Here is an 8,207-nt window from a genome sequence, read left to right as displayed (position 1 = left end):
AAGAATAATACAAAAAATACGCCGAAAACGCTGAGTCGTTTGCGCTCACGCCGGCGGAAAAAGGGATGATGGTCGCCATTCCCGTGTTGGGCGGGGCGCTGCTTCGCATTCCGATGGGGATGCTCGCCGACCGCTGGGGCGGGAAGCGGGCTGGTCTGCTTGGCATGGCGGTGACAGCTGTGCCGCTTGTGTGGGGGTGGCAGTTCGCTGACCGGATGTCGGATGTGTATGCGCTCGGATTTTTATTAGGGGTGGGCGGAGCCAGCTTTGCCGTTGCGTTGCCGCTTGCGAGCCGCTGGTATCCGAAAGAATATCAAGGGCTGGCCATGGGGATCGCTGGGGCCGGAAACAGCGGGACGGTGCTGGCAACGCTGTTTGGCCCGCGGCTGGCGGAGGCGTATGGGTGGAACGCGGTGTTCGGATTGGCGCTCAAAACGCTGCCGAAAACGTNCTGGCCATGGGGATCGCTGGGGCCGGAAACAGCGGGACGGTGCTGGCAACGCTGTTTGGCCCGCGGCTGGCGGAGGCGTATGGGTGGAACGCGGTGTTCGGATTGGCGCTCGTCCCGCTAGTTGTTGTCTTTTTTCTATTCGCTTGGCTGGCGCGTGAATGTCCAACAGCGGTGAAACCCGTTTCGTTGCGTGAATACGGAGCCGTTCTCCGTCGAAAAGAAGCATGGCTGTTTTGTTTCTTCTACAGCTTGTCATTCGGCGGATTTGTCGGGCTGACGGGATACTTAGGCATTTTCTTCTTTGATGAATACGGCGTCAGTAAAGTCACGGCCGGCGATTTCGTCACCGCCGTCGTGTTTGCGGGCAGTTTCATCCGCCCGATTGGCGGTTATCTCGCTGACCGGATCGGCGGAATGCGGCTTCTTTCCTTGTTGTTTGCCGTTGGTGCGGTTTTGCTTGCGTTCATCGGCGCATTGCCGCCCCTTCTCATCGTGTTCGGATTGATGGTCGTTCTTTTTCTTTGCTTTGGTGCGGCAAACGGTGCTTTGTTCCAAGTCGTTCCAACCTGGTTTCCGAAAGAAGTCGGTTTGTTGACGGGCATCATCGGCGCCGCTGGCGGACTGGGAGGGTTTTTGCTGCCGAACGTGCTCGGGGTGATGAAGCAGTGGACCGGCTCTTCGGCGTATGGGTTTTGGATGCTTGCTTTCGTTTTCGCGATCGCGGTGATGGCTGCTCGTCGCCTTCAAGGGACGACGGTTGTGATCGAACATTTCTCTCAAAAAGCAGCAGAATGAATGGGGCAACCCAAAGAGGCGCTGCAAACTTTCAAAGGAAATCGTTTGATTGAACGAAAAAACTGGTGGAAAACAGTCCTTTCTTTAGGTTGACAAAGAGGGGGCGGTTTTGCGACGTCCACCCTTATCACTGATTTCGGAAGGCTCTCGCCTCTGTAAGGAAACAGGCGGAGCCTTCTTCATCATCTTCCTTCAGAAAGCCTCCAACGGGTTTCAGACGAAGAGGGAGATCGATATAATAGGGAGAAGGAGGCAGGTGTCCAACCTTGAAAAGAAATGGAGGAAGAAATCGTGTCAAACGATCATGCGCTGCGTTTAGACCATCAGCTTTGTTTTGCCATTTATGCTTGTTCTCGTGAATTGACGAAGTTATATCGTCCTTTTCTTGAAGAAATAGGGATTACATATCCGCAATATCTCGTTTTGCTCGTGTTGTGGGAACAAGGGGAGACAACGATGAAAGAGCTTGGAAAACGATTGTATTTGGATTCTGGCACACTGACGCCAATGTTGAAAAGAATGGAGGAGAATGGTCTCGTTCAACGGTTGAGATCGCCAGAAGACGAACGGGTTGTGCGCATTGTTTTAACAGAACAGGGCGAGAAAATCAAACAAAAGGCACAATGCATACCAGAAGAAATTGTCAAACGAGTAGGGCTTTCCAATCAAGAGTGGAGCGAATTGTTGATGTTGCTGCGGTCGTTGCTTGTGCGGCTGAATGATGAACAACATTCTTCTTGGTCAAATTAAATCTTGTGTTTTTCTATTATATTTTGTAAAATTTAATTGTGTGCAATTTAATTTTGGAGAGGAGAAACGAAATATGCAACCACTATATCAGACGTCAGTTAAAGCGCAAGGTGGGCGGAATGGGAAAGTTGTGTCTAACGATGGGGTGCTTTCGTTAGACGTCAAAATGCCGAAAGAACTTGGAGGGCCAGGGGGGCCACGAATCCTGAACAGTTGTTTGCTGCTGGGTATGCCGCTTGTTTTGACAGCGCATTGAATTTAGTCATCCGCCAAAGAAAGGTGAAGGTGGAAGGAACGGAAGTGACGGCTCAAGTGACTCTTGGAAAAGATGAGGCAGATGGCGGCTTTCAGTTGGCCGTTGTTCTTCGGGTGCGCGTTTTGGGGGTCGATAGAAAGACGGCTGAAGAGCTTGTGCATGCAGCCCATCAAGTGTGCCCGTACTCCAAAGCTGTCCGCGGCAATATTGATGTAACCCTGTCTATTGAAGAATGATGATGAGAAAAGGTGCCCGTGAAGAAATTCAGGGCACTTTCTCATTTGCGATCGTTTTACAATCGATTTTGCAAAAATCGAAGCAGTTCATCTGCTCGGTTGCCGATGAGCGCGATCAGTTGCTCAAACATCGCATCGCGCTCCAGATCGAGCTCAATGATGCGCTTGGCCAGTTCGAGCGCTTGTTTGTCCATGGCGGCGTCCTCCTTCGATCGTCTGGGCGGGGTGGAATCGTTCGTATTCGCGTCGCAGTTCGGCCATTGTCCATTCTTCAAGCCGATCACGGTCAGCGGCTAAGCCGAACCGTACGAGCTGTTCAATATAAAATTGCTTTTTCTTCCGCACGGCGCTTCTCATCCATGTCCCCATTCGATTCCCTCCCTGTTTTTACCTTTACCATACTATCTTTTTCTTCAGTGTACAGCAAATGTGTTAAGCTCATTTACAGGAAATTTAAAAAATATGTTAATTTTATTTACAAAAGTTAACGAGCTAACATCATTTTTTGTATAATTACGTTAGAAAATATAACGCATTGAGGTGAGGAGTATGACAGCTCATCCGCAAGAAGATCACTACAAATACAAAAAAGTCATTTCGATCGGGGTTGTCAGCGAACTGACCGGGCTGTCGCAACGGCAAATTCGTTATTACGAGGAACGGAAGCTTGTGTTCCCTGACCGTTCGAAAGGCATCCGCAAATATTCGTTCGCCGATGTGGAGCAGTTGATGAAAATCGCCAATCAGCGCGAAGAAGGGGTATCGACTTGGGAAATCCGTCAAGAGATGACCAAAGAGCTGCGCGAGCGGATGTTGAAAGGGCAAATGAATGCGCATTTTCGGAGGCGTTCCTAGGGGCGCGGGCAGATTCGAATTTTGGATGCATCCCCTGCTTGGAAGCAAAGCATGCGGAAAACCGCCTGGCCGTGTGCCAACAGGACGTAAACACAGCGGCGTTTGTCCAATCGTAAGAGCATAGTTGTTTGGCGCGCACAGAGATTCGTGCGTGCTTTTTTGTTTGCAGGATTAAAAGGTTGATTTTAAAAATATTAATCTTTTTTATTAAATGACTAGACAAATAAAAATAAATGTATATAATTTAAATTGAAAACGATATCATTTATTTTACTCAATGAAAAGAGGAGGAATGAATCATGAAACGGATTTTATTGGCGTGCAGTTCTGGCATGTCGACAAGCTTGCTAGTGACGAAAATGCAGGAGTATGCAAAATCCGTCGGTGAGGAGGCAGAGATTTGGGCGGTCGGCCAAGATCAGGCGAAAAAAGAGATGGCCCAAGCCGATGTCATTCTTATTGGCCCACAAATGAGCTTTTTGAAAGAGGAATTGCAAAAAGAAGCGCAAAAATACGGCATTCCAGTCGATGTCATTGACATGGTGGCTTATGGGATGGCGGATGGCAAAAAAGTGTATGAGCAGGCATTGAAATTGATGGGGGACAAGTAAGATGGAAAAAATCGATGTCAATCAACTCACCAATGAACAAGTCGCTTTCCAGTTGATTTTGCATAGCGGCAATGCCCGCAGCAAAATCGTCCAAGCCATCCGTGAATACCGGAACGGACAGGTCGGAGAAGCGGAGCGGCTGATTCAAGAAGCAGAGCAAGACTTAAGCATCGCCCATGATGTTCATTTTCAGCTCATTCAAAAAGAAGCGGGTGGAGAAGAAACAAATCTTACGTTGCTTCTTATGCATGCGGAAGACCATGTCATGTCAACGCTGGCAATGAAAGAAATTGTAAAAGAAATGCTTGCGCTGTTGAAGGAACGAAACGTGTAAAGGGAGGATGGCGACATGAACCAAGCATTATTCGAAAAACTAAGCAAAGTTCTCGTTCCGATCGCAGGAAAGTTGAACAATAGCCGTTATTTGCAAGTGTTGCGCGATGCGTTTATGTTAGCATTTCCGCTGACGATTTTCGGTTCGATCGCGGTCGTCATCGCCAACTTGCCGTTTTTGGACAAGGTGATGAGTGAAAACAGCCTCAATACATTCAAGGGGATGCTCGGCGTTGCTCCAAATGCAACGATGGGCGTGATGACGATTTTTGTTGTATTCGGCATTGGTTACTATTTATCGAAAAGTTATGAAGTCGAAGGGGTTTTTGGCGGTGCGATCGCGTTAGCTTCTTTTCTCTTGTTGACGCCATTCGTTTTGCAGGTTGAGGGGAAAGAGGCTGTGCAAGGAGTCATCCCGCTCGACCGCCTAGGAGCGAAAGGGATGTTTCTTGGCATGATTACCGCATTTACTGCTGGTGAAATTTACCGGAAGGTTGTGCAAAAAAATATTACAATCAAAATGCCGGCCGGGGTGCCGCCGGCGGTTGCGAAGTCGTTTGCGGCGTTGATTCCGGCGGTGGTCACCCTGACCTTCTTCCTCGTCGTTAATATCATTGTAACACAAATTTTTAAGACAAACATGCATGATGTCATTTACAATGCAGTGCAAGCACCGCTTGTCGGGCTGGGAAGCGGCATTATTCCAACGCTGATCGCGATTTTTGTCACGCAAATTTTGTGGTTTTTCGGATTGCATGGGCAAATCATCATTAACTCGGTGATGGATCCGATTTGGAACACACTGTCGCTCGAAAACTTAAATGCGTATACAAAAACGGGGGAAGTTCCGCATGTCGTCAGCAAACAGTTTATTGAAATTTACACGGTCGGCATGGGCGGAACGGGAATGACGCTCGCTGTCATTTTCGCCATCTTGCTCTTTATGAAGAGCAAGCAAATGAAGCAGGTGGCTAAGCTCGGGCTCGGACCCGGAATCTTTAACGTCAATGAACCGATTATTTTCGGTTTGCCGGTCGTGATGAATCCGCTCGTCATCGTCCCGTGGATTTTGGCACCGATGGTCGTCACGTTGGTGACCTATTTGGCGATGTCCTCAGGCCTTGTACCGCCGCCTAACGGCGTAGCGGTGCCGTGGACGGTGCCGATTTTCATCAACGGCATTATGGCGACGAACTCGCTGGCCGGCGGATTGCTGCAAGTGGTCAATTTCCTGATTGTGCTTGTCATTTGGTTTCCATTCTTAAAGTTCATTGACCGGATGAACTTGCAAAAAGAGCGGGAAGAGGGGCAAGACGCTGCGAAAAGTGCATCATAACGATACAGCAAATGAGGTGAATCACGATGGAACAACGATCAAAGCAACCAATCACGTATCGCTTTCCTGCTGGATTTTGGTGGGGAAGTGCGACATCAGCGACGCAAATCGAAGGAGCGGCAAACGAAGGGGGGAAAGGGAAGAACATTTGGGATCATTGGTATGAGAAGGAGCCACATCGCTTTTTTAACGGTGTCGGTCCGTCAACCACATCAGATTTTTATCACCGCTACAAAGAGGATATTGCTTTGATGAAGGAGATCGGGCATAATTCATTCCGGTTTTCGATTTCGTGGTCACGCTTGATTCCAGATGGAGTCGGTGAGGTCAATCCGGAAGCCGTGCGGTTTTACAATGCAGTCATTGATGAACTATTGGCGAGTGGGATCGAGCCATTTGTGAATTTGTATCATTTTGATATGCCGTTAGCAATGCAAAATATCGGAGGTTGGGAAAGCCGCGAAGTCGTGGATGCATATACCCGCTACGCCAGCATTTGTTTTGATTTGTTCGGGGATCGGGTAAAAAAATGGTTTACCCACAATGAACCGATCGTTCCGGTGGAAGGCGGGTATTTATATGATTTTCATTACCCCAACATCGTAGACTTCCGCCGCGCTGTACAAGTGGCTTACCATACGATGATTGCTCATGCCAAAGCGGTTGCCGCCTTCCGCAGGGCGGCGATACCGGATGGAAAGATCGGCATTATTTTGAATTTAACGCCGTCTTATCCGCGCAGCCAGCACCCTGCTGATGTGAAAGCGGCGCATATTGCCGATTTGTTGTTTAACAGGAGCTTCCTAGATCCTGCGGTGAAAGGAGAATACCCGCAAGATTTGATTGAACTGTTGGATGAACATGGATTTTTGCCTGTAACGGAAGCCGGTGATCGCGAGCTGATCAAAGAAAACACGATTGATTTGCTCGGCATCAACTACTATCAACCGCGCCGCGTCAAGGCAAAAGAAAATATGCCAAATCCGGACGCCCCGTTTTTGCCTGAACGGTTTTTCGATTACTATGCCATGCCGGGGCGGAAAATGAATCCGTATCGCGGTTGGGAAATTTATGAAAAAGGTATTTATGATATTTTAATTAATATAAAAGAAAAATATGGAAACATTGAGTGCTTTATTTCTGAAAACGGGATGGGTGTTGAAGGAGAAGAACGGTTCCGTGATGAAAGCGGCATGATTCACGATGACTACCGGATTGAATTCATTCAAGAGCATTTAAAATGGGTGCATCGCGCGATTGAAGAAGGAACAAATGTTAAAGGTTACCATATTTGGACGTTTATGGACAATTGGTCGTGGACCAATGCCTATAAAAATCGGTATGGGCTCGTGGCAGTCGACTTGGAGAACGGTTTGAAACGAACCATTAAAAAAAGTGGTTATTGGTTTAAATCGTTGGCAGAAAACAACGGATTTTAAACGGAAAGCAAGGCGTCCCGGGCAGCGGGGCGCTTTTTGTCGGTTGGGAGGACGGAGCGGCAACGCAAAAGCAGTGAAGGAGAAAGCCGCATTGGCTATTGTGCAAACAGATGATTGTTCGTACAATGAAAATAGGACAATGACGAGGGATGAAAACGATGCCAAAATATGAGCAAATTTCTAACGAAATACGCAGACGAATTAAAGAGGGAGTGTATTCCCTAGACGAGCCGATTCCTGATGAAATCTCGCTCGCTGAGGAGTTTGGCTGCAGCCGGATGACCGTGAAACGGGCGCTTGATCTGCTTGTGTCCGAAGGGCTGTTGTATCGAAAGCGCGGCCATGGCACGTTTATTGTAAAATCCGCCATGCTTGATGGATTGGTGAACGTCGTCAGCAACGAAACGCTCGGCTTGACGAGTTTATTGAAAGGTCGAAAGGTGACAAGCCATATTATCACGTTTGAAGTGCTGTTTCCATCTGATGAGGTGGCTGCTCATTTGTGCATCGACGCGAACACACCGGTGTACCACTTAATCCGGCTGCGCAATGTGGATGGCGAACCGTACGTCATTGAACGGACGTATATGCCCGTCCATTTGATCCCGGGGCTCAACGAAACGGTGCTTCATGGCTCGATTTATCGTTACATCACTCACGAACTCGGCTTAACGATTGCAGGGTCGCACCGAAAGATCCGCGCGGATAAGCCGAATGAGCTTGATCGCCAGTACTTGCAGTGCGCACCCGACGATCCGGTGTTGGAATTGGAACAGGTTGGTTTTTTGAACAATGGAGAGCCCTTTGAATACTCCTTTTCCCGTCATCGGTACGACAAATTCGTATTCGTCACCGTCAGCACCCGCCGCTAAACGGCGCCTGCTTTCGCGATCCGGGAAGGCAGGCGCGTTTTGTTTGCCGTTCAGGGTTGTTCTTTCCGTCTTTCTTCTAGAAGGCCGGTGAATTAATGGGGCATAGACTTCCCACATGTCGAATTTTGGAGGCCATTCTCCCCGCCGTTTGGCGCCAAAGGATGGGAAGACGAGCAGGACTTCCTGCTCCCAATTCCGGTTTTGCGCACGCCAAAGAGCCGGTCCCCCCTCGTTTTTTTCGAAACCGGCACAATCGCTTCAGATTTTGCACGA

9 protein-coding genes and 4 pseudogenes are annotated in these 8,207 nt (G+C 48.6%); 10 read left to right on the top strand and 3 right to left on the bottom strand.

Annotation, left to right across the window (positions count from 1 at the left end):
• Positions 1-29: 29 nt before the first annotated feature.
• From T260_RS1000000139140 to T260_RS01000000138140, 4 genes and pseudogenes are all read left to right on the top strand, one after another.
• Positions 30-386: pseudogene (locus T260_RS1000000139140) on the top strand (MFS transporter); the annotation flags it as partial.
• Positions 387-451: 65 nt separating this feature from the next.
• Positions 452-1,246, top strand: a pseudogene (locus tag T260_RS0120970) (MFS transporter); the annotation flags it as partial.
• 276 nt (positions 1,247-1,522) lie between these two features.
• A complete protein-coding gene (locus tag T260_RS123925) occupies positions 1,523-1,996 on the top strand; it encodes a MarR family winged helix-turn-helix transcriptional regulator (RefSeq protein ID WP_023634485.1) in 474 nt (157 codons plus the stop codon).
• A gap of 73 nt (positions 1,997-2,069) precedes the next feature.
• Positions 2,070-2,488, top strand: a pseudogene (locus tag T260_RS01000000138140) (organic hydroperoxide resistance protein).
• A gap of 56 nt (positions 2,489-2,544) precedes the next feature.
• On the opposite strand, the gene ykzB reads toward T260_RS01000000138140, so the two are convergent.
• Together ykzB and T260_RS1000000139135 are read right to left on the bottom strand one after the other, a co-directional pair.
• On the bottom strand, positions 2,545-2,682 hold the full coding sequence (ykzB, locus tag T260_RS1000000140030) for a protein YkzB (protein WP_011231352.1): 138 nt from the start codon (positions 2,680-2,682) through the stop codon (positions 2,545-2,547).
• Positions 2,642-2,857, bottom strand: a complete 216-nt coding sequence (locus T260_RS1000000139135) for a Fur-regulated basic protein FbpA (RefSeq protein WP_014195964.1) — start codon at positions 2,855-2,857, stop codon at positions 2,642-2,644. Before T260_RS1000000139135 ends, ykzB begins: the two co-directional genes overlap by 41 nt.
• Positions 2,858-3,037: 180 nt before the next feature.
• Here T260_RS1000000139135 and T260_RS123930 point away from each other — a divergent pair, with 180 nt between their 5' ends.
• The 6 genes from T260_RS123930 to T260_RS123955 all read left to right on the top strand — a co-directional run bounded on the left by T260_RS123930 (position 3,038) and on the right by T260_RS123955 (position 7,934).
• Complete coding sequence (locus T260_RS123930; RefSeq protein ID WP_011231350.1) at positions 3,038-3,343, top strand: MerR family transcriptional regulator; 306 nt, start codon at positions 3,038-3,040, stop codon at positions 3,341-3,343.
• A 299-nt stretch (positions 3,344-3,642) separates the two neighbouring features.
• A complete protein-coding gene (locus T260_RS123935) occupies positions 3,643-3,954 on the top strand; it encodes a PTS sugar transporter subunit IIB (protein WP_011231349.1) in 312 nt (103 codons plus the stop codon).
• 1 nt (position 3,955) lies between these two features.
• Entirely contained in the window at positions 3,956-4,288 is a 333-nt protein-coding gene (locus T260_RS123940) for a PTS sugar transporter subunit IIA (RefSeq protein WP_020279317.1), read from the top strand.
• A gap of 15 nt (positions 4,289-4,303) precedes the next feature.
• The gene (gene celB, locus T260_RS123945) at positions 4,304-5,623 is read left to right on the top strand and encodes a PTS cellobiose transporter subunit IIC (RefSeq protein WP_021321473.1); all 1,320 of its coding nucleotides are present in this window, start codon (positions 4,304-4,306) and stop codon (positions 5,621-5,623) included.
• A gap of 26 nt (positions 5,624-5,649) precedes the next feature.
• Positions 5,650-7,062 (top strand): 6-phospho-beta-glucosidase GmuD, encoded by a 1,413-nt coding sequence (gene gmuD, locus T260_RS123950; protein WP_021321474.1) that lies wholly within the window; start codon positions 5,650-5,652, stop codon positions 7,060-7,062.
• Positions 7,063-7,220: 158 nt separating this feature from the next.
• Complete coding sequence (locus tag T260_RS123955) at positions 7,221-7,934, top strand: GntR family transcriptional regulator (protein ID WP_023634484.1); 714 nt, start codon at positions 7,221-7,223, stop codon at positions 7,932-7,934.
• A gap of 76 nt (positions 7,935-8,010) precedes the next feature.
• Here T260_RS123955 and T260_RS1000000139130 read toward each other — a convergent pair.
• Positions 8,011-8,207: pseudogene (locus T260_RS1000000139130) on the bottom strand (IS5/IS1182 family transposase); the annotation flags it as partial.

This window comes from Geobacillus thermopakistaniensis (genome assembly GCF_000498995.1).
Classification (GTDB): Bacteria; Bacillota; Bacilli; order Bacillales; family Anoxybacillaceae; genus Geobacillus; species Geobacillus thermoleovorans.
Note: the sequence above shows the minus strand (reverse complement) of the source record. Positions and strands in the feature narration are given on the sequence as shown.